The 20,077-nt window shown below is 42.9% G+C and carries 17 protein-coding genes; 14 read left to right on the top strand and 3 right to left on the bottom strand.

The genetic code is table 11. From position 1 onward, the window contains the following. The first annotated feature begins 1 nt into the window (after position 1). The 8 genes from fmt to HMPREF1516_RS05630 all read left to right on the top strand — a co-directional run bounded on the left by fmt (position 2) and on the right by HMPREF1516_RS05630 (position 8,742). Entirely contained in the window at positions 2-937 is a 936-nt protein-coding gene (gene fmt / locus HMPREF1516_RS05665) for a methionyl-tRNA formyltransferase (RefSeq protein ID WP_033606006.1), read from the top strand. Beyond that, the gene (gene rsmB / locus HMPREF1516_RS05660; RefSeq protein ID WP_033606059.1) at positions 930-2,243 is read left to right on the top strand and encodes a 16S rRNA (cytosine(967)-C(5))-methyltransferase RsmB; all 1,314 of its coding nucleotides are present in this window, start codon (positions 930-932) and stop codon (positions 2,241-2,243) included. The genes fmt and rsmB overlap by 8 nt, the downstream gene beginning before the upstream one ends. 15 nt (positions 2,244-2,258) lie before the next feature. After that, positions 2,259-2,999, top strand: a complete 741-nt coding sequence (locus tag HMPREF1516_RS05655; protein ID WP_000401532.1) for a Stp1/IreP family PP2C-type Ser/Thr phosphatase — start codon at positions 2,259-2,261, stop codon at positions 2,997-2,999. After that, a complete protein-coding gene (pknB, locus tag HMPREF1516_RS05650; protein ID WP_033606005.1) occupies positions 2,996-4,876 on the top strand; it encodes a Stk1 family PASTA domain-containing Ser/Thr kinase in 1,881 nt (626 codons plus the stop codon). Before HMPREF1516_RS05655 ends, pknB begins: the two co-directional genes overlap by 4 nt. Before the next feature lie 85 nt (positions 4,877-4,961). Further along, positions 4,962-5,720 (top strand): threonine/serine exporter family protein, encoded by a 759-nt coding sequence (locus tag HMPREF1516_RS05645; RefSeq protein WP_000344546.1) that lies wholly within the window; start codon positions 4,962-4,964, stop codon positions 5,718-5,720. Position 5,721: 1 nt separating this feature from the next. Beyond that, positions 5,722-6,177, top strand: a complete 456-nt coding sequence (locus HMPREF1516_RS05640) for a threonine/serine exporter family protein (RefSeq protein ID WP_033606004.1) — start codon at positions 5,722-5,724, stop codon at positions 6,175-6,177. Positions 6,178-6,295: 118 nt separating this feature from the next. Continuing rightward, positions 6,296-7,468, top strand: a complete 1,173-nt coding sequence (locus tag HMPREF1516_RS05635) for a hydroxymethylglutaryl-CoA synthase (RefSeq protein WP_033606058.1) — start codon at positions 6,296-6,298, stop codon at positions 7,466-7,468. Beyond that, a complete protein-coding gene (locus tag HMPREF1516_RS05630; protein WP_033606003.1) occupies positions 7,468-8,742 on the top strand; it encodes a hydroxymethylglutaryl-CoA reductase, degradative in 1,275 nt (424 codons plus the stop codon). Before HMPREF1516_RS05635 ends, HMPREF1516_RS05630 begins: the two co-directional genes overlap by 1 nt. A gap of 141 nt (positions 8,743-8,883) precedes the next feature. On the opposite strand, the gene HMPREF1516_RS05625 is transcribed toward HMPREF1516_RS05630, so the two are convergent. Both HMPREF1516_RS05625 and HMPREF1516_RS05620 read right to left on the bottom strand, forming a co-directional pair. Further along, complete coding sequence (locus HMPREF1516_RS05625) at positions 8,884-9,849, bottom strand: LacI family DNA-binding transcriptional regulator (RefSeq protein WP_033606002.1); 966 nt, start codon at positions 9,847-9,849, stop codon at positions 8,884-8,886. Further along, entirely contained in the window at positions 9,830-11,284 is a 1,455-nt protein-coding gene (locus tag HMPREF1516_RS05620) for a sucrose-6-phosphate hydrolase (protein WP_033606001.1), read from the bottom strand. The genes HMPREF1516_RS05625 and HMPREF1516_RS05620 overlap by 20 nt, the downstream gene beginning before the upstream one ends. An 88-nt stretch (positions 11,285-11,372) precedes the next feature. On the opposite strand from HMPREF1516_RS05620, the gene HMPREF1516_RS10000 reads away from it, so the two are divergent. The 3 genes from HMPREF1516_RS10000 (at position 11,373) to scrK (ending at position 14,654) form a co-directional block, all read left to right on the top strand. Further along, positions 11,373-11,594 carry a hypothetical protein gene (locus HMPREF1516_RS10000; RefSeq protein ID WP_033606000.1) on the top strand — a complete coding sequence of 74 codons (222 nt, stop codon included), beginning with the start codon at positions 11,373-11,375 and terminating at the stop codon, positions 11,592-11,594. Between the two features lie 64 nt (positions 11,595-11,658). Continuing rightward, on the top strand, positions 11,659-13,608 hold the full coding sequence (locus HMPREF1516_RS05610) for a sucrose-specific PTS transporter subunit IIBC (RefSeq protein WP_033605999.1): 1,950 nt from the start codon (positions 11,659-11,661) through the stop codon (positions 13,606-13,608). A 158-nt stretch (positions 13,609-13,766) separates the two neighbouring features. Beyond that, positions 13,767-14,654 (top strand): fructokinase ScrK, encoded by an 888-nt coding sequence (scrK, locus tag HMPREF1516_RS05605; protein ID WP_033605998.1) that lies wholly within the window; start codon positions 13,767-13,769, stop codon positions 14,652-14,654. A 316-nt stretch (positions 14,655-14,970) separates the two neighbouring features. On the opposite strand, the gene HMPREF1516_RS05600 is transcribed toward scrK, so the two are convergent. Next, entirely contained in the window at positions 14,971-15,588 is a 618-nt protein-coding gene (locus tag HMPREF1516_RS05600) for a TVP38/TMEM64 family protein (protein ID WP_000076174.1), read from the bottom strand. 112 nt (positions 15,589-15,700) lie between these two features. On the opposite strand from HMPREF1516_RS05600, the gene HMPREF1516_RS05595 reads away from it, so the two are divergent. From HMPREF1516_RS05595 to HMPREF1516_RS10220, 3 genes are read left to right on the top strand one after another with little or no spacing between them, the layout of a single operon-like run. Further along, positions 15,701-18,694: a type I restriction endonuclease subunit R gene (locus tag HMPREF1516_RS05595; RefSeq protein ID WP_033605997.1), complete on the top strand. Its 2,994-nt coding sequence runs from the start codon at positions 15,701-15,703 to the stop codon at positions 18,692-18,694. Between the two features lie 6 nt (positions 18,695-18,700). Beyond that, on the top strand, positions 18,701-19,741 hold the full coding sequence (locus tag HMPREF1516_RS05590) for a hypothetical protein (RefSeq protein ID WP_033605996.1): 1,041 nt from the start codon (positions 18,701-18,703) through the stop codon (positions 19,739-19,741). Continuing rightward, on the top strand, positions 19,738-20,061 hold the full coding sequence (locus tag HMPREF1516_RS10220; protein WP_443030941.1) for a HEPN domain-containing protein: 324 nt from the start codon (positions 19,738-19,740) through the stop codon (positions 20,059-20,061). Before HMPREF1516_RS05590 ends, HMPREF1516_RS10220 begins: the two co-directional genes overlap by 4 nt. Positions 20,062-20,077: the final 16 nt, after the last annotated feature.

Genomic DNA, 20,077 nt, shown 5'->3' with positions numbered 1-20,077 from the left:
AATGACAAAACTAATCTTTATGGGGACTCCCGATTTTTCAGCGACAGTTTTGAAGGGGTTGTTATCAGACGACCGTTACGAGATCCTAGCTGTTGTGACCCAGCCAGACCGCGCTGTCGGCCGTAAAAAAGTGATCCAAGAAACCCCAGTCAAGCAGGCTGCCAAAGAAGCAGGCCTTCCTATCTACCAACCTGAAAAATTATCTGGAAGTCCAGAGATGGAAGCTATTATGAAGCTAGGAGCAGATGGGATTATCACCGCTGCTTTTGGGCAATTTCTCCCAAGTAAACTCCTTGATAGTATGGATTTTGCGGTCAACGTTCACGCCTCCCTTCTTCCCCAACACCGTGGTGGCGCGCCCATTCATTATGCCTTGATTAAAGGGGATGAGGAAGCTGGTGTGACCATTATGGAAATGGTTAAGGAGATGGATGCAGGGGATATGATTTCCCGTCGCAGCATTCCTATCACAGATGAGGACAATGTCGGCACCTTGTTTGAAAAATTAGCGATTGTTGGTCGCGATTTGCTTTTGGATACGCTACCTGGCTACCTAGCAGGAGAAATCCAACCTGAACCACAAGATCCTAGCCAGGTCACTTTCTCGCCAAATATCAAACCAGAGGAAGAAAAATTGGACTGGAATAAGACTAACCGTCAACTCTTTAACCAAATCAGAGGGATGAATCCATGGCCTGTTGCCCACACTTTCTTTAAAGGCGATCGCTTTAAGATTTATGAAGCCCTTCCAGTAGAAGGTCAGGGAGCTCCAGGGGAGATCCTGTCTATTGGCAAGAAAGAATTGATCGTTGCTACGGCAGAAGGGGCTCTGTCTCTCAAGCAAGTGCAGCCAGCTGGTAAGCCTAAGATGGATATTTCTTCCTTCCTCAACGGTGTTGGACGCACATTGACAGTAGGAGAACGATTTGGTGACTAAAGTAGAAACGGCTAGAAGTCTAGCTCTAGCAGTGCTAGAGGATGTTCTAGTCAACCAAGCATACTCCAATATTGCTTTAAACAAACACCTCAAGGGGAGTCAACTCTCAGTAGCAGATAAGGGTTTGGTGACAGAGATTGTCTACGGTACGGTAGCCCGAAAACTGACTCTGGAATGGTACCTGTCCCACTTTATCGAAGACCGGGATAAGCTAGATAACTGGCTCTATATCCTGCTCCTTCTGAGCGCTTACCAACTTCGGTATCTGGATAAGATTCCTAATCACGCTGTGGTCAATGAAGCAGTGGAACTAGCCAAAGCGCGTAAAAAAGGCAGTGAAAAATTGGTCAACGCCGTCCTTCGTCGTATCTTGCGAGAAGGCTGGCCAGACATTGACAGTATCAAACGCAAAAACAAGCGTGATTCCATTGCTTCTTCTCTCCCAGTTTGGCTAGTATCTAAACTTAAGGAAGAATACGGTGAAGAGCGAGCACAAGCCATCTTTAAAAGTCTCTTGGTGCGCAACAAAGCCAGCATCCGGGTGACCAACTTGAGCCGAAAAGAGGAAATCAAAGCTTTGTTAGAGGCGATCGATTCCCCTTTGGCGGCCACTGGTCTGGTCAAGGAGCAAGGCCACTTTGCAGGCCATGATTTGTTTGCGGATGGAGCCATTACCATCCAAGACGAATCCAGTCAATTGGTTGCTCCGACTCTTGATCTACAAGGTGATGAACAGGTCCTGGATGCCTGTGCCGCTCCGGGTGGGAAAACAGCCCATATGGCTTCGTATCTCAGGACAGGTCAGGTTACTGCTCTGGACTTGTATGACCATAAGTTGGACTTGATCCAAGAAAATGCGGAGCGTTTAGGTGTGGCAGATCGAGTGCAAACGCAAAAATTGGATGCCAGAAAGGTACATGAGTTTTTTGAAAAGGACTCCTTTGATAAGATTTTAGTAGATGCCCCCTGTTCTGGGATTGGACTTTTACGTCGCAAACCAGACATCAAATACAATAAAGAAACAGCAGATTTCACGTCCTTACAGGAAATTCAGCTGGAAATATTAGGTAGTGTTTGTCAAACACTACGTAAAGGTGGTATAATAACGTATAGTACCTGTACTATTGTCTCTGAGGAGAACTTTCAAGTCGTTGAGGCGTTTTTAGAAAGTCATCCCGAGTTCGAGCAGGTTAAACTAGAACACGAATGTAAAGATATCCTGAAAGATGGCTGCATCCTGATCACTCCTGAATTGTATGGAAGTGATGGATTCTTTATCAGCCAATTTCGCAAGATATCAGAATAGGAAGGAACTGACACAATGGAAATAGCATTATTAACAGATGTTGGTCAGAAACGGACAAATAATCAGGACTATGTCAATCACTTTGTCAACCGAGCAGGACGCACTATGATCATCTTGGCTGACGGAATGGGAGGACACCGTGCAGGAAATATCGCTAGTGAGATGGCGGTAACAGACCTCGGTGTGGATTGGGTGGATACCCAAATTGACTCAGTCAATGAAGTTCGTGAGTGGTTTGCCCACTACCTGGAGATTGAAAATCAAAAAATTCATCAACTAGGTCAGGACGAAGCCTACAGAGGCATGGGAACAACGCTAGAAGCTGTTGCGTTTATTGACAACCAAGCCATCTATGCTCACATTGGAGATTCTCGTATCGGTTTGATTCGTGGAGAAGAATACCACCAGTTGACGAGTGACCATTCTTTGGTCAATGAATTGCTCAAGGCTGGTCAATTGACTCCAGAAGAAGCAGAAACTCACCCTCAAAAGAATATCATCACCCAGTCTATCGGACAAAAAGATGAAATCCAGCCAGATTTTGGGATGATTACACTGGAGTCAGGAGATTATCTCTTGCTCAATAGTGATGGTTTGACCAATATGATTTCGGCAAGTGAGATTTATGATATCGTAACTAGCGATATTTCCCTAGCAGACAAGGCGGCAACCCTCATTCGTTTTGCTAACAATGCAGGAGGTTTAGACAACATTACGGTTGCCCTTGTTTACATGAACGAGGAGGCGGCAGAATGATCCAAATCGGCAAGATTTTTGCCGGGCGGTATCGGATTGTCAAGCAGATTGGTCGAGGAGGCATGGCAGATGTTTACTTGGCCAAGGATTTGATCCTAGATGGGGAAGAAGTGGCAGTTAAGGTCCTGAGGACCAACTACCAGACGGACCCGATTGCTGTGGCACGTTTCCAGCGGGAAGCGAGGGCTATGGCGGATCTGGACCATCCTCATATCGTTCGGATAACAGATATCGGTGAGGAAGATGGCCAACAGTACCTAGCTATGGAATACGTAGCAGGACTTGACCTCAAGCGTTATATCAAAGAACACTATCCTCTTTCAAATGAAGAAGCGGTTCGGATTATGGGACAGATTCTTTTGGCTATGCGTTTAGCTCATGCTAGAGGAATTGTTCACCGAGATTTGAAACCTCAAAATATCCTCTTGACGCCAGATGGAACTGCTAAAGTCACGGACTTTGGGATTGCCGTAGCCTTTGCGGAAACCAGCCTGACCCAGACAAACTCAATGTTAGGCTCTGTTCATTATTTGTCACCTGAGCAAGCGCGTGGTTCTAAAGCGACTTTCCAGAGTGATATCTATGCAATGGGGATTATCTTCTATGAGATGCTGACGGGACATATCCCTTATGATGGAGATAGCGCGGTTACGATTGCCCTCCAGCATTTCCAGAAGCCACTTCCGTCCGTCATTGCTGAAAACCCATCTGTCCCTCAGGCTTTGGAAAATGTTGTCATCAAGGCAACTGCTAAGAAATTGTCTGATCGCTATCAGTCTGTTTCAGAAATGTATATGGACTTGTCAACTAGCTTGTCTTATAATCGTCGAAATGAACCGAAACTGATCTTTGATGATGCGAGTAAGGCAGACACGAAGACTTTACCTAAAGTTCCACAAAGTACACTGACCTCGATTCCAAAAGCTCCGGCGCAGGAAGAACGTCCTCAGTCAAAGAAATTAACACCAGAGCAAGCACCTACGCAAAAGCCAACTAAAAAGCGGAAGTTTAAGGCTCGCTATATGATTCTTTTAGCTAGTCTTCTATTAGTTGCAGCCTCTTTGGTCTGGATTTTATCTAGAACACCAGCAACGATTGCTATTCCTGATGTGGCTGGACAAACTGTTGCAGAGGCAAAAGAAGCTCTTAAAAAATCCAAGTTTGAAGCCGGTGAAGAAAAGTCAGAAGCCAGCGACACAGTAGCGGAAGGACGCGTTATTCGAACCGATCCGGAAGCTGGTAGTGGCCGAAAAGAAGGGACCAAGGTCAATTTGATTGTTTCTTCTGGGAAGCAATCCTTCCAATTGAGCAATTACGTCGGACGCAAGTACACGGAAGTTGTAGCCGAACTCAAGGAGAAGAAGGTTCCTGAGAATCTAATCAAGATGGAAGAGGAAGAATCCAGCGAAAGCGAACCTGGAATTATTCTCAGACAAAGTCCTGCGGCAGGTACGACTTATGATCTTTCAAAAGCCAGCACAATTACTTTAACAGTTGCTAAGAGAGTAACAAGTGTTTCTATGCCAAGTTATATTGGTTCAAGTCTCGAATTTACAAAGAATAATTTGACTCAGATTGTCGGTGTAAAAGAGGCCAATATTGAGGTTGTCGAGGTTTCGACTGCTCCTGAAGGAACAGCAGAAGGTACAGTTGTAGATCAAACACCAAAAGCGGGTGAACAGGTTGACCTTGCTAGCACGCGTATCAAACTTTCCATCTACAAACCGAAAACACCACCATCAACTTCATCTTCTAGTTCTGCACAACGTGGGAACCAAGGTTCTTCTACAACTCCAAATCAGGGGAACCAACAAGGAAACACTCCTTCAACTAGTCAATCAAATAGTGAAGGAACCCGTGAAAGTTCTCGAGATTAAACGAATCTTTGTCATGATTTCATGACAAAGATTTTTTTTCATTGATTTTTGTGATAAAATATAGGAAACAGAAAAGGAGGAGAAAATGGACGAATCGAGAGAGTTGAATGCCGTCATTGATGTGATTATGCTAGCTGGAACCATTCTCTTAAAAAGCGGTTCGGAGATTTATCGGGTGGAGGACACCATGATCCGTATCGCTCATTCACAGGGAATAGTGGATTGCAACGTTCTTGCCATGCCAGCAGCTATTTTCTTTTCTATTGAGAATACCAATATTTCTCGTATGAAACGAGTAACTTCTTCCTCCTACAACATCGAAAAAGTCTGCGATGTGAACCAAGTATCACGGGAGCTTGTCGGAGGGCAGATCGATCTCTCTACGGCTTTTGAAAGGCTAAAGGAAATCAGAAATCAAGCTCTTCCTTATACCAAGTTCCAAGTGACTATTGCAGCAACTCTCAGTGCCCCTTTTTTCTCGATTATGTTCGGGGGGAATACCTATGATGCTTTTGGTGCAGCCATTGCGACCTTACTTGGTTTTGCTTTTTCTCTCTATGTAGAGAAGTTTGTCCGCATTCCTTTTGTAACCGCCTTTGCGGGTGCCTTTGTTTTTGGATTGATTGCCCAGTTCTGGGCCCGCTATACAGGATTTCCTTCGACGGCAGACTTGATCATAGCGGGAGCCGTCATGCCTTTTGTTCCAGGGATTGCTCTGACAAATGCAGTTCGGGATATCATGACCAACCATATCAACTCTGGTATGAGCAAGATGTTTGAATCCTTGCTCATTACCCTCGCTTTAGGGGCCGGCACCTCCGTCGCCCTGGTTTTGATGACATAAGATGACTCTAACAAGTATTTTACTCCAAGCAGTGGCGAGTTTACTCGCCATTATCACCTTTCTAATCGTACTAAATGTTCAGCGTTCCATGCTCCTACCTGGTGGTGTTCTGGGAATGGGTGTCTGGCTCCTCTACCTCGTGCTCAAAGAACCAACCAATGTTATTCTTGCGACCTTTATTGCAGCGGTGGTTGGTTCTTGTATCAGCCAAATTTTAAGTATTGTATATAAGACGCCAGCAGTGGTCTTTGTCTTGGCCATTCTTGCCCCCTTGGTGCCCGGTTATCTATCCTATCGAACGACAGCCTTCTTTGTGACAGGCGATTACAGTCATGCCCTTACCAGTGCAACACTAGTAGTTATGTTGGCTCTGGTCATTTCTATCGGGATGGCAAGTGGAACAGTGATTCTGAAACTTTATTACTATATCCGAAAACAGCGAGGCATATCCTCCTAATGCTGTCAAAGCAAAGACTTGATTTGTTGAATCAAGTCTTTTTTCTCTCATTTGTTCCTATTTGTGATAAAATAGAATAGAACGATTTTTTACAATGAATGAAAAAACAGAGGTAAATATGACAATCGGTATTGATAAGATTGGTTTTGCGACCAGTCAATATGTCTTGAAATTACAAGACCTAGCAGAAGCAAGGGGAGTTGACCCCGAAAAATTTAGCAAGGGACTCTTGTTAAACGAAATTAGCATTGCACCATTGACTGAGGATGTTGTCACCTTAGCTGCCAGTGCAAGCAACTCTATTCTAACAGACAAAGAAAAAGAAGAAATCGACATGGTCATCGTGGCGACCGAGTCAGGGATTGACCAGAGTAAGGCGGCGGCGGTCTTTGTTCATGGCCTGTTAGGCATCCAGCCTTTCGCTCGTAGCTTTGAAATCAAAGAAGCCTGCTACGGAGCAACAGCTGCCCTCCATTATGCCAAGTTACATGTGGAAAATTCTCCAAAGTCCAAGGTCTTGGTCATCGCTAGTGATATTGCCAAGTATGGTGTGGGGACTCCGGGTGAGCCAACTCAGGGTGCTGGAAGTGTGGCCATGTTAATCACAAAAAATCCGCGTACCATGGCCTTTAACAATGATAATGTTGCCCAAACGCGTGACATTATGGATTTCTGGCGCCCGAACTATTCAACCACTCCTTATGTAAACGGCTTGTACTCAACTCAGCAATATCTTGACAGTCTTACGACGACTTGGGATGAATACAAGAAACGTTATGATTGGACTATGAATGATTTTGCGGCCATCTGCTTCCACTTACCTTACCCTAAGTTGGCCCTAAAAGGCTTGCGCAAGATGATGGATAAGACTTTGTCTCAGGAAAAAAAGGATAGTCTGCAAGAAAACTTTGACAAATCCATTCTCTACAGTCAGATGATTGGGAATATCTACACAGGTTCCCTCTTCCTTGGGCTTCTCTCCCTTTTGGAAAATGCAGAAAATTTGAAGGCTGGAGATAAAATTGTCCTCTACAGTTACGGAAGTGGAGCGGTTTCAGAGTTCTTTAGTGGAGAACTGGTAGAAGGTTATGAAACTTACCTTGATAAGGATCGCTTGAGCAAACTCAAGCAACGTACAGCATTGTCTGTTGCAGACTATGAAAAAGTCTTCTTCGAAGAGGTGCAGTTGGATGAGTCTGGCTCAGCCCAATTTGCAGGCTATGAACATCAAGACTATGCCTTGGTGGAAATTGTCGACCACCAACGCCGATATAGCAAGGTTGAAAAATAATGAAGATAAGTTGGAATGGATTTTCTAAAAAATCATACCATGAGCGCCTTGAGTTGTTACAAGCTCAGGCGCTCCTTAGTCCTGAAAAGCAAACGAGTCTCGAGCAGGATGAACAAGTCAGCTTGGCAGTTGCAGACCAGCTGAGTGAGAATGTGGTGGGAACTTTTTCTCTGCCTTATTCCATCATTCCAGAGCTTTTGGTGAACGGTCAGGACTACACAGTTCCCTATGTGACAGAAGAACCCTCAGTGGTTGCTGCGGCCAGCTATGCCAGCAAAATCATCAAGCGGTCAGGTGGCTTTACTGCTCAAGTACATGAGCGCCAGATGATCGGTCAAGTAGCCCTTTATCAAGTTGCTGATCCTGAACAAGCGCAAGAGAAGATTGCCAGCAAGAAAGCCGAGCTCTTGGAACTTGCCAATCAAGCCTATCCTTCTATCGTCAAACGTGGTGGTGGGGCGCGTGATTTGCATGTAGAACAGATCAAAGGTGAAACAGACTTTCTCGTTGTCTATCTCCATGTCGATACCCAGGAAGCCATGGGAGCCAATATGCTCAACACCATGCTGGAAGCCTTGAAGCCAGTCTTAGAAGAACTCAGTCAAGGACAGAGTCTCATGGGGATCCTGTCTAACTACGCGACAGATTCTCTGGTGACTGCAAGCTGTCGTATCGCCTTTCGCTACTTGAGTCCTCAAAGGGACCAAGGACGAGAAATTGCGGAGAAAATATCCTTAGCTAGCCAGTTTGCGCAGGCTGATCCCTACCGAGCAGCTACCCATAATAAAGGGATTTTTAATGGTATTGATGCCATTTTAATCGCCACGGGTAATGACTGGCGTGCCATCGAAGCTGGGGCTCATGCCTTTGCCAGTCGAGATGGACGCTATCAAGGTCTTAGTCAATGGAAGCTGGACATGGAAAGAGAAGAATTGGTTGGTGAGATGACATTACCCATGCCGGTAGCTACAAAGGGTGGTTCTATTGGACTCAACCCACGTGTAGCCCTCAGTCATGAACTACTAGGAAATCCTTCAGCCAAGGAATTAGCTCAAATTATCGTGTCCATCGGTCTTGCCCAAAACTTTGCGGCCCTCAAAGCCTTGGTAAGTACGGGCATCCAGCAAGGCCACATGAAATTGCAGGCCAAATCGCTAGCTCTCCTAGCAGGTGCTAGTGAGTCTGAAGTTGCTCCCCTCGTTGAGCGCCTCATCGCAGATAAAACCTTTAACTTAGAGACAGCCCAGCGCTATCTCGAAAACTTAAGATCATAAAAAACTCAGACGAAGCAGTCTGAGTTTTCTTGTGTTTATACTCAATGAAAATCAAAAAGCAAACTAGGAAGCTAGCCGTAAGCTGTACTTGAGTACGGTAAGGCGACGCTGACGTGGTTTAAAGGAGATTTTCGAAGAGTATTAAATACTTTTTCCAGGTAATAGGGTGACGGGTAAGAAGTAACCAGTTGTCGCGACCTCTTTGCCTTCAATCTTCTGCAAGAGAAGATCGACAGTGAGGTGGGCAATCTCTTTCATAGGTTGCTTAATCGTTGTCAAATGAGGATAGTAGTTCTCGATAAAGTAAGTCCCATCATAGCCGATGACCTTGAGCTCTTCAGGAACAGAAATTCCCAGCTCTTGAGCGATTTTGATCACCAGGATAGCTGTCAAATCATCCGAAGCAAAAATCGCATCTGGTTTCTGATGGGTCAAGATATTCTTGATTTCCATTTCTTTTCGGACGGGAGAAAAGTCACTCGAAACATTGATAATAGGCGCTTTTGGGAGAACAGAGGCAAAACCAGCGTGGCGCAGTCCAGTCGGTGAGTTGGAATTGTCATTTCCTGTAATCATGATGATAGACTGAGCTCCTGTCTTGACCAAGGTTTGGGCTGCGAGGACCCCGCCGCCGTAGTTATCAGAGGAGACAACAGGGATGTCTGGAGACAAGTTTCGGTCAAAGGAAATGATCGGTGCAGTCACGCGATTGTAGTCTTCGATTCCCAAGTTGTGACTTCCAGAAATGATACCATCGACCTGATTGGCCTCCAGCATTTCAATGTACTCCCGTTCTTTTTCAGAGTCGTGTTCGCTGTTACAGATGATGGTCTTGTAGCCATTCTTGAAGAGCTGGTGTTCCAATTTGTCAATCAACTCCGCATAAAAGACATGACTGATGTTTGGAAAAATAAGTCCAATCAACTTGGCAGATTTTCCTTGGAGGCTTCGAGCCAGATTATTAGGCTTGTAGCCCAATTCTCGCATGGCTTCATTAACCTTTTGAATGGTTTTCTCAGATAGATAACCCTTTTTATTGATGACCCGTGAGACGGTAGTGGGGCTGACGCCTGCAAGTTTTGCGACATCAGTTAGTTTTGCGACCATAATCTAATTCATAGTAAGTCCCAGTTGGGTTTCCAGACTTGATGAGGATCCCATTTTGGTCCGCATGTGGGAAGACACGACCAGAAAATACTTTTTCTCCTTTATTGATGAAAATTTCAAAGACTGACTTATCGATGAAGATAGTGGCAGTAGTAGCTTGGTTATTGATAGGGCAAGAACGAGTGGTACCAAATTCTTGAGCGTACTGTTCACCAGCCTGACTACGATCCACTGTCATCTGTCCATTGACAAGGTCAAAGTTGATTGAAAGCCCCTTGCCTTCTTTATCAGCGAGCAAGACAATCTCGCTTTGGCTATTGGCCTCCAAGTTGAGCTCAAGTTCATAGGTGTTATTGGTTTGAGTACGATTTGAGAAGACCTCTTCAGAAGAACGAAGTTCTTTGACGGCTGAGACAGGATATTGGTAGAGTTTGCCATCTTTGATAGTGAGTTCTTTGACTAATGAGAAGGTTCCTTGGTGGTCAAAACGGTCAGATGGGTAAGAAACATCTGGTAGTCCAAGCCAACTTACTGCCAATGCACGTCCATCTGGAGCGTTGAAGGCTTGAGTTGCATAGGCTTCGAAACCATAGTCTAGATTTTGTAATGGAGACACATCGACCATTTTGGCATTTTCAGGATCAAAGGAAGCCCCGATTTTGTACATGTTTGGATAGATATTATCATAGTCTAGAACACTCTTATCCAATCCTTGTGGACAGTAGAGAAGGACAGGTTGTTCGCCGATAAAGACTAGATTTGGACATTCCATCATATAGGCAGTACGGTCGTTAGCAAAGTCAAGGTCGCCAACTGCGTGCCAGTTTGTATAGTCATTATCCACAGCCTTGTAGAGACGGACGAAGCCTTTTTTCTCCAAGTCCTGTCCACCGACGATGGCATAATATTGACCTTTAAAGTTAAAAATTTGCGGGTCGCGGAAGTGGTCTGTAGAGTCTGCTGGCTGGTCAATCAAGATCTTGTCAATCTTTGTAATCTTGCCATCCTTATCCATCAAAGCGCCAATCTGGTAAGGGTGACGGATCCAATTATCATCACGGACATTTCCAGTATAAAATAGGAACAACTGATCGCCGAACTGCATGGCAGACCCAGAGTAGGCACCGTGGCTATCTAATGGAGTATCTGGCAAAACTTTGACTCCAGTTTCTGTAAAGTGCACTAAATCATCACTTTCAAGCTGCACCCAAGACTTCAACCCATGGGCTGCACCAAAGGGGAAGTTCTGGTAAAAGAGAATCCATTTGCCATCAAAATAAGAAAAGCCATTTGGATCATTGAGAAGTCCTGTTTTTGGCTCGACATGGTAACGAGTATGCCAAGGAGATTGTGCCATCTTTTCCTTGATTTGCTTGATTTCATCATCTGTCCAATCTTCATAGCGTCTGTAGCGACGCTCTGTTGTCCATTCCATTTTATCTTTCCTCCTAAAGTTCTACTATCTTAATAGTAAACGTTTTCGGCAAAAAAAGCAAGTCTTTTATGTTGAAAAAGAGAAAAAAATGTCAAACGATTGCCATAAATCAAGTAAAGGAAATCTGGCAAATTTTCACGAAAAAATGAAAGAAAATGTAAATAAAAACCTTGATTCCTCAAGTTTAAAGATATTTTTTGAGGAAAAAGAGAATTTCCCTCAAAAACGAGTAAAAATAATCAGAGAAAAAAGAAAGGAAATAAAAAATCCTGCAAAACGCTTGACATATTTTAGAAACATGATAAAATAATAGTCGTAGGGCGAATAAAATCGCTTTCAAACAAGAACAAAGTTTTTATAAGGAGATTATTGCTATGGATTATAATAAAGTAGCTTCCGAGGTCATTGAGGCTGTTGGAAAAGATAATCTAGTAGCTGCAGCACATTGTGCCACTCGTCTTCGTCTTGTATTAAAAGACGAATCAAAAGTGAATCAAGCAGCTCTAGATAACAATGCTGATATTAAAGGTACATTTAGTACAAACGGACAATACCAAATTATTATTGGTCCCGGAGACGTTAACTTTGTATATGCAGAAATCATCAAAAAAACAGGTTTGAAAGAAGCTTCTACAGATGATTTAAAAGAGATTGTGAATAAAGACAAAAAATTTAATCCATTGATGGATTTGATTAAGCTTTTGTCAGATATCTTTGTTCCGATCATTCCTGCATTGGTTGCGGGTGGTCTTTTGATGGCATTGCGTAACTTCTTGACCTCACCAGACTTATTTGGACCTCAATCTATTGAAGACATGTACCCTGCTATCAAAGGGATTTCAGCGATGATTCAATTGATGTCTGCTGCCCCATTTATGTTCTTGCCTGTTTTAGTAGGGATTTCAGCGGCTAAACGCTTTGGGGCAAACCAATTTCTTGGTGCGGCCATCGGTATGATTATGACCACACCAGATTTGGGTGGTAAAGAAGCTTTTTGGGATATTTTAGGTTACCATGTTACACAAACAAACTATGCTTACCAAGTTATTCCAGTTCTTGTGGCTGTCTGGTTATTGGCGACTCTGGAAAAATTCTTCCACAAGAAATTGCCATCTGCAGTTGACTTTACTTTCACACCGCTCTTGTCTGTTATGATTACAGGATTCCTAACTTTTACAGTTATTGGTCCGGTGATGTTGGTAGTATCTGATGCGATTACCAATGTGATTGTATGGCTATACAATACTACAGGTGCCTTTGGTATGGGTCTCTTTGGTGGAACCTACTCATTGATCGTTATGACTGGTCTTCACCAATCATTCCCTGCGATTGAAACACAGTTGCTATCAGCCTACAATAATAACGGTACTGGATTTGGTGACTATATATTTGTTGTTGCCTCAATGGCAAACGTGGCGCAAGGTGCAGCCACACTTGCTATCTACTTCTTGACTAAAAATGCTAAAACTAAAGGCTTGTCAGGTTCAGCAGCTGTTTCAGCCTTCCTTGGTATCACTGAGCCTGCTCTCTTTGGGGTAAACTTGAAATACAAATTCCCATTCTTCTGTGCTCTTGCTGGTTCAGCAGTTGGTGCCTTTGTGGCAGGTTTGACCCATGTCATTGCAGTTTCTTTGGGAGCAGCTGGCTTTATCGGATTCCTTTCCATTAAAGCAAGTTCAATTCCTATGTATGTAGTTGCAGAAGTGATTTCATTTGCCGCAGCCTTTGCCTTGACTTATTTCTATGGTAAAACAAAAGCAGCAGGTGTCTTTGCTGATGAGGCCGCAACAGTAGCGGCTGCAAGTGTAGCTGAAACTAAAGTTGAAGCAACAGCTGAAGCATCAGTATCTGAAGAATCAGCTGCTATCAAAAACGAAACAATCCAAACTCCTATCGTTGGTGATGTCGTAGCGCTTGCTGATGTCAACGACCCAATCTTTTCAAGTGGTGCAATGGGACAAGGTATCGCTGTTAAACCAAGCCAAGGCGTGGTTTACGCACCCGCTGATGCAGAAGTATCTATCGCCTTTGCCACAGGACATGCCTACGGTTTGAAGACAGCCAACGGAGCTGAGATTTTGATCCACGTTGGTATCGATACGGTGACTATGAACGGTGAAGGCTTTGAACAAAAAGTTGCTCAAGGTGACAAGGTCAAAGCAGGTGACGTTCTCGGAACTTTTGACTCAAGCAAAATCGCTGCTGCAGGTCTTGACGACACAACAATGGTTATCGTAACCAACACAGCAGACTATGCTTCTGTGACACCAGTCGCAAGCGGTTCAGTTGTCAAGGGTGACGCTATCATCGAAGTGAAAGCCTAGTCCTCTTCAAAAATCAAATCTAAAAACAAAACGAACAAATATCATGTTTGTTCGTTTTTACTTGGATGGTAAGATTTACAGAGGAAAATCTAAAATATTGAGAAATCTAGCCTTTTAAAATGTGCTATAATAGAGAAAACAAAGATAAGAGGTTTATCATGACAAAATTATATGGAAGCTTAGAAGCGGGCGGTACAAAGTTTGTCTGTGCTGTCGGAGATGAAGATTTTAACGTTGTAGAAAAAACACAGTTTCCTACAACAACTCCTATCGAGACCATCGATAAAACCATTGAGTTCTTCTCAAAATTCGATAATCTTGCAGGTCTTGCCATCGGTTCCTTCGGTCCCATCGATATCGATAAAAACTCAAAAACCTATGGCTTTATCACAACGACTCCAAAACCTCACTGGGCAAATGTGGACCTACTTGGTGCCCTTCGTCGTGCCCTCAACGTACCCATGTATTTCACAACTGACGTAAATAGCTCTGCCTATGGTGAAGTGGTTGCTCGTAACAATGCTGGTGGCCGTATCGAAAACTTGGTTTACTACACGATTGGTACAGGTATCGGTGCAGGTGTTATCCAACGTGGTGAGTTTATCGGAGGTGTCGGTCACCCTGAAATGGGTCACTACTATGTAGCCAAACACCCAATGGATATTGAAAAAGAATTTAATGGCGTTTGTCCTTTCCACAAGGGCTGTTTGGAAGGCTTTGCGGCTGGTCCAAGTCTCGAAGCCCGTACAGGTGTTCGTGGTGAAAACATCGAACTCAACAACTCTGTCTGGGACGTCCAAGCCTACTATATCGCTCAAGCTGCGGTCAATGCTACAGTGACTTTCCGTCCAGATGTGATCGTCTTTGGTGGTGGAGTTATGGCCCAACAACACATGCTGGACCGTGTGCGTGAGAAATTCACAGCCCTCCTCAATGGCTATCTACCAGTACCAGACGTGCGTGACTACATTGTCACTCCAGCAGTCGCAGGAAATGGTTCCGCAACACTTGGGAACTTTGTTCTCGCTAAAAGCGTCGCAAAATAAAAAAACATCCGCTTGGGAAACCAAACGGATGTTTTCTTTGAAGACAATTTTTTTTGAGCCTTTCCGAAAGTGATTACGGACGGTAGCGACTTTCTTCGAAATTCCATACCTAAACTTTGAGCCTAAAGTCTCAAAGTTTCCGAACACCTGAAACCATTAGATTTCAGGTGTTTCTATCACGGCGGAAAGTCTAGGTAAGTCCTCGCTTTACTCGCGAAAAAGGGATGAATTGCATACCAAAGTATAGTTAGTATCAAGAGATAGTTTATCTATGCTCTAAAAATCCGTTTGGTTTTCCAAACGGATTTTTCTATTCTCAAAACATCTGCCAGAAGAAATCAATGATATAGGTCAAACCATAAGTATAAACCACTAGGGTAAAGGGCTTGGTCAAAATGATAATAATCATATAGCGCTTGAAGGTCATCTTGGTCAGTGCTGCCAGCATACAGAGAAAGTCAGCTGGACTGACAGGCCAGATCATCATAAAGATAAAGAAACGATCGAAGCGATTGCCCTTATCTAGCCAACCGATGTACTTATCATAGGTGCGCTTGCTGACGACGGACTGGACAAAGGCAGCTCCGTAGAGGCGCACGAGGTAAAAGATAATGGCACAGCCAATCACGATGCCAATATAGTTATAGATAGTTCCGATGATGTGGCCGTAAATAAAGACCCCAGCCACTGAGGTCAAAGCTCCCGGAATGATCGGAACAACGGTTTGTAGGATCTGTAAAAAGATAAAGAGTGGTGGTCCCCAAACCCCAGCTTGCTGGATAAAGGCCGATAGGGTTTCCTTGGACTGTAAAACACCCGCCTGATAGGCCCAAATACAGAAAATCAAGGTGCCGACTCCCCCGACGATAGATGAAATATTGATGACTTGCTGTAGAAGGGGAGAAACAGCTTTCATTTGCTTATCCTGTGACATGTAAACTCCTCATAGATAGTATGATTCTACTATACCATATTTTGATAAAAGAAGGGGGAATTAAAGATAAACATGTTATAATAAAGAAAGTAGAACATCGTTAAAGGAGAAAATGATGCAGGTAAAACCAGAACTGGAGATAGAAAAACAACTCATTGACCAGCTGGTGACTGGTGAAAGTCAATGGACTTATCGAGAAGACCTAAAAACAGAAGAACAACTATGGGAGAACTTCTTTACTAAACTAGCCCAAAATAACGTAGCCCTGCTAACAGACCATCCTTTGACAGAGCAGGAAAAACGCCAAATAAAAAACCAACTCAACTTTGTCAGCTACTATGATGCTGCCAAGTGGTTGGTCGGTGAAAACGGCATTACCAAAGTCGAGGTTCAAAGAGAGGATGCAAGCCTAGGAACCATCCGCTTATCCGTCATCTGGCGAGACAATATCGCAGCTGGTAAGTCTAGCTATGAAGTTGTCAATCAAGTCGAGAGAGACAGGGCCAATCCCCTAGATCAAGACCGTAGGCTAGATGTGACCCTCCTCATCAATGGCTTGCCCATGATTCAAATTGAACTTAAAAGTCCTAGAGTTCCCTTTTTAGATGCCTTTCATCAGATTAAAAAATATGACCGCGAAGGCAAGTTCCGTGGCATCTACTCTAGCTTGCAGATGTTTGTTGTGACCAACAAGATCGATACTCGCTATATAGCTGCAGCTCGTGAAAATAAACTCAACAAGCAATTTCTAACCAAGTGGGTGGATAAGGACAATCATCCTGTGACAAACCTGACTAGCTTTGCCCACGAAGTCCTTTCTATCCCTCGTGCGCACCAGATGGTCATGCAGTATTCTGTCATTGATGATAGCAAGAAATCTCTCATTCTCTTGCGCCCCTACCAGATCCATGCCATCGAAGCGGTGCAGGAAGCTTCTCGCTGTCAGGAGTCTGGCTATGTTTGGCATACGACAGGTTCAGGGAAGACCCTGACTTCTTATAAGGTGGCTCGGAATCTCCTCCAGATTCCATCTATCCAAAAGACGATTTTTGTCGTTGACCGCAGGGACCTTGACCAACAGACCACATCATCCTTCCTCTCCTATGCGACCAATGATGTCATTGATATCGACGAGACGGATAATACCCATGACCTAGTCAAGCGACTAGAAAGTAATGATAAGCGTGTCGTGGTGACCACCATCCAGAAAATCACCACCATGATGCGCAAGTTTGACCAAGGACTTTACCAGCGTGATGCGGACAAAATCAAGGGACTCCGAGTGGCCTTTGTCGTGGATGAATGCCACCGTGCCGTGACTCCACAGACACAAAAAGACATTAAAGCCTTTTTCCCTCAGTCTCTCTGGTATGGCTTTACAGGAACGCCTATCTTTAAGGAAAATAAACGCCAGCAGGTCGGAGACCTTGCCCAAACCACCCAGCAACAGTATGGTGACCGTCTACATGAGTATACAGTCAAGGAAGCCATCCACGATGGAGCTGTTTTAGGCTTTAAGGTGGATTATCGCAATACCCTCATTACAGATCAGGCTGAAAATGAAATACCGGATACCGTCTACGAGAATGAGGAGCACATGCTGGAAGTCTTGGATGCCATTATCAATAAATCTCGCCAACAGCTAGGCTTCCAAAAGGGAGTAGGTAAGACCTACAATGCCATCCTAACCGTTAAGTCCATCCCTCAAGCCCAAGCCTACTATGACCTACTCAAACGAGTCAAGGCTGGTCAGACACGTGTCAAGGTATCGGAAAGGGTCAAGCAGGTCCTTCCAGACTTTCCAAAGGCGACCATCACCTACTCTGTCACTGAAAATGAAGAAGAGTCAAGAGCCAACCAAGACCACATGAAGCAGGTCCTAGAGGACTATAACCAAGAGTTTGATACTCATTTTACCATGGCGGATCTTCGTGGCTTTAATACGGATGTCAATAACCGTCTAGCTCGAAAACAGGATAAATACCTCTATCGCAAGGAGCAGTTGGACTTGGTCATCGTGGTCAATCGTCTTTTAACAGGATTCGATGCTCCTTGTTTATCGACTCTCTTTATCGACAGAAAGCCTATGCAACCGCAGGACTTGATCCAGGCCTTTAGCCGAACCAATCGGATCTTTGACTCCAGTAAGACCTATGGTCATATCATTACCTTCCAAAAACCTCTAGCTTTTAAGGAAGCAGTGGATAATGCCCTCAAGCTTTACTCAAATGGTGGTGAAAACGAGGTTTTAGCTCCTAGTTGGGAAGAGGAAAAGAGGAACTTTTTACGGAGTTGCAGTGATTTCCAAAATCTCATCACCGATGATCCTGAGGAAGGACTCCAAATCGAGCAAATCTCTACACCTGAGTTGAGAAAGCTCGCCAAGGCCTATCAAGTCTTTGATAAATATCTAGCTTCTATCCGAGTTTATAAAGAGTATGATGAAGAAGAAATCTACGCCCAGACAGGACTAAGCGCAGAAGAATTGGAAACCTATCTTGGCTTTTATCAAAATATCCTGGCAGAATTAAAAAGTCGAAGAGATGATGGTGGTGAGGACGGGGAGCCCCTTGATATTCACTATGAACTAGAGTCTATCCAAGTGGATGAAATCAACTATGCCTATATCCTAACCTTGATCCAAAGCCTGATCGAGCAAGGTCAGAGTCAAGAAAAGAACCTAAGCTCTCAAGATAGAGAAGCAGTGGATAGCTATATTGAGAGCCTTGAGAAGACCAATCCAAATCTTGCCCAGATCATCACGGAACTATGGAAGGAAGTCCAAGCAAATCCAGAAAGCTATCGTGGTCAGTCCATTGCCAATATCTTGGATCAGATGATCGAGGCGGTTATCCAGCAACATATCCAAGTCTTCAGCAAACGTTGGTATGTCGGAGAGGATGAACTCCGTTACTATGTCGAGCACTACCGCAAGGGAGCCAAGAAACAACTGGGAGAGAGCCAGCTGACCAAGAGCCAGCGCTATCAGGACTATAAGATAGAGGTGGCAGACGCCCTCAATCCCCTCCTCTATAAAAAACAAATCAAGGAAGCTTGTAAGCAACTTGTCGAAGAAGTCATTGAGCCACTCAGAGTGGGGAGGTAAAAATTTATGGAAAAGTTAAATTTTAAAACATATACTTTAGATAAATCGTTTGAAATCAAAGGTTATTTTTCAGATATTTGTGAGGAGTTAGAAAGTGATAAAGCGATTAGTGGGATTTTATCTTATAAACATGACCAAATCGTTTTAGAATTATTTGGGAGTTTAGGTTCGCTTGAAGATGGATTGTTAGGTTTGGTAAATGCCCCTGAAATTATTTATGGATATTCGAGTGATGGAAAATTACTGATTTTAAATTGTTATGGTTACGTATTTGGAACGGATCATTATCCTGGATTTTCACTATCAAAATTTCATATAAAAAATTTTAAAATTTATGATGTATATTATGATCAGTTACAACAAAAAATACCGGATATAATTAATTTTTTATCTGATGATCCAGTTATCTATTATGACTTTTCTTTTGAAAATATAGAGCAATGGGTAGATAAAGCAATTTTTAGAGCAGGAGAAATAAATGGTGAATTGACCATTGCAACAAATGTTACTAATTATCAGCCTACAAAAGTTTATATTACAAATAGAGAATTATATTTAGAAGATCATGCGATTGCAAGTGCAAATGATGACTATTTAAATTTATCAAGTAAGTACTATCTTCGTTTATCAAATCAAAATAACGAACTAGAATTTTCTCCGTGTCATGAAACAGCGTGTCAAATATTAAAATATATTGAGGTAGTTTCGGAAAGTCCTATTTCATTTACTGAAATTTCTTTTTTAAGCAAATATAAAAACGTGGATGATGGCAAAAGACTTCCACTAATAAGAGGTAAATATTTTTTCCAACATTCTAGAGAAGGAAAAAATTGGAGTAAACTTGAACACAAAGAAATTACATTAAATGCCCTACATGAAAGGTTCGAGAGAATTTTAGGACACTGGTTTTCAAAAAGTGAGAAATTAGATTTCATTATCAATCAATATACTAAGAGTTTACACTCTGTTCCTTATATCGAGGATAATTTATTATCTACAATTAGAAATTTAGAGGTTTATGCTAGAAGTTTTCATGAAAAAAAATAAGAAAATATGAGCGCGAAAATAAAATTTTAAAAAAGAGTAATAAAGAATCTTTTTTGAAGAGTAAGTTAAAATTTTTATTTGAAAATTCAGATTCAGGGTTTGAAAGTTTAATTTTAGAAAGTTTTAATAATTCTTCCCATTTTATTGATAGTATAGTACAAACACGCAATTATTATACACATGGTGATAAAAAAACTAAATATCCTAGGCTGATGACAGACTATAATGATCTATACAAGGCGAATATGATTTTACAAAAGTTATTACATTATTATTTGTTTAAAGAGCTAGAAATGGAATATAGTTTTAACAAATATTAGAAAAAATCTTAGATAT

Source organism: Streptococcus sp. CM6, assembly GCF_000526095.1.
In the GTDB taxonomy this organism is placed as follows: domain Bacteria; phylum Bacillota; class Bacilli; order Lactobacillales; family Streptococcaceae; genus Streptococcus; species Streptococcus oralis_BW.
This window is presented reverse-complemented; position numbering and strand designations above follow the sequence as displayed.